The 1,313-nt window shown below is 68.2% G+C and carries 2 protein-coding genes and 1 pseudogene; all 3 read right to left on the bottom strand.

All coding sequences use genetic code 11. The features are described from left to right. Positions 1 to 38: 38 nt before the first annotated feature. Positions 39 to 434: an Hsp20/alpha crystallin family protein gene (locus tag GT358_RS16295; RefSeq protein WP_166583685.1), complete on the bottom strand. Its 396-nt coding sequence runs from the start codon at positions 432 to 434 to the stop codon at positions 39 to 41. Positions 435 to 452: 18 nt separating this feature from the next. Then, positions 453 to 875 (bottom strand): Hsp20/alpha crystallin family protein, encoded by a 423-nt coding sequence (locus GT358_RS16290; RefSeq protein WP_166583684.1) that lies wholly within the window; start codon positions 873 to 875, stop codon positions 453 to 455. A gap of 111 nt (positions 876 to 986) precedes the next feature. Continuing rightward, positions 987 to 1,313, bottom strand: a pseudogene (locus GT358_RS16285) (Clp protease ClpC); the annotation flags it as partial.

The raw sequence follows: 1,313 nt of genomic DNA, 5'->3' as shown, positions 1-1,313 counted from the left end.
GGATCAGATCCTTGATCTTCATCTGCGTTCTCCGTTGCTCATGCCGACCTGACCTCGATCCGGCGCGCCTCCGCCTCTGCTGCCCGCGGCAGACGCAAGGTCAACACGCCGTTCTTCGCCTCGGCCTCGATCCGCTCGCTGTCGAAATCGCCCGACAAGGTGAAGATGCGCTCGTAGTCGCCCGGGGCGTATTCCGCGTGCACGAGGCGCAGATTCTCGGGGGCGACGAGGGCGGTGCGTCCACGGATGGTGAGCACACGCTGCTCGAGCGTGACTTCGACGTCGCCGGCGGGAACGCCGGGCATCTCGACCATCAGCAGGATCGCGTCGCCCACCTCGACGATGTCGGCAAGGGGGCGCCACACCCTTCGGTGGTGCGTCGGCTCGGCGCCCTCGGGTCGGGCGGCGGAAGTGTGTGACATCTGTTCGGTCATCGGCGCTGCTCCTCTGCTTCAGCCGGCCTTGATCGGAATGCGCTTCGGCAGGTCGGTATCGGGCCGGCCGACCGCGATCCGCAGTACGCCGTCGGTGAAGCGTGCCTCGACCTTGTCGGGATCGACCCGGAACGGGAGGCGCACCGCGCGGGTGAACCGGCCGAAGCCGCGCTCGCGCCGATGCCAAACGGCCCCGTCGGGCAGGTCGGGCAGCCGACGTTCGCCCGACAGCGTCAGGACATCGTCTTTCACCGAGATGTCGATGTCGGCTGGGTCGACGCCCGGTAGTTCTGCAGTGATCGCTGCGGCGGCATCGCCCTGCCAGACATGGACCGCCGGAAACGCCGGCGCCGCGCCGGAGACGAGCCTGTCGAAATCCTCGCTCAGCCTCCGCATCATCGCGAATGGATCGGCGCGGTAGAGTGCCATGGGATAGGCCATTGCATGCTCCCTCCTCTCTGAGGCCCGTCGCGGGAACGGACGGGCGTTGGTATCTCGGCGTTCGCTCGAGGCTGGTCGTAGCGGCGGCGCCTGATCGTATGGGTCAGCCGCCTATTCGGCGGCGTCGGGAGTCGGTTTCGGAACCGCGCCTTTCTCTGGACCAGTACCGCTGGTATCCTCGCCATCGGAAGCGGGTGCCGCGGCAGGCTCGATCCGCACCTGTTCGGCCGTCTTGTCCCAGCTGATCCGCACCTGATCGCCCTGCGCCACCTCGCCGCCCAGCATGGCGCGAGCCAGGCGCGTCTCGACCAGGCTGCGGATCTGACGCTTCAGCTCGCGCGCCCCGTATTCGGGGCGGAAGCCTTCGGCGGCGAGCATGTCGATCAGGCTGTCGTCGAAGATGACCTGCACGCCCTGGGCCTGCGCCGTGCGCGCCAC

The organism is Rubellimicrobium sp. CFH 75288, assembly GCF_009904055.1.
Taxonomy (GTDB): domain Bacteria; phylum Pseudomonadota; class Alphaproteobacteria; order Rhodobacterales; family Rhodobacteraceae; genus Rubellimicrobium.
The sequence above is the reverse complement of the archived record's forward strand: the minus strand, read 5'-3'. Positions and strand labels throughout refer to the sequence as shown.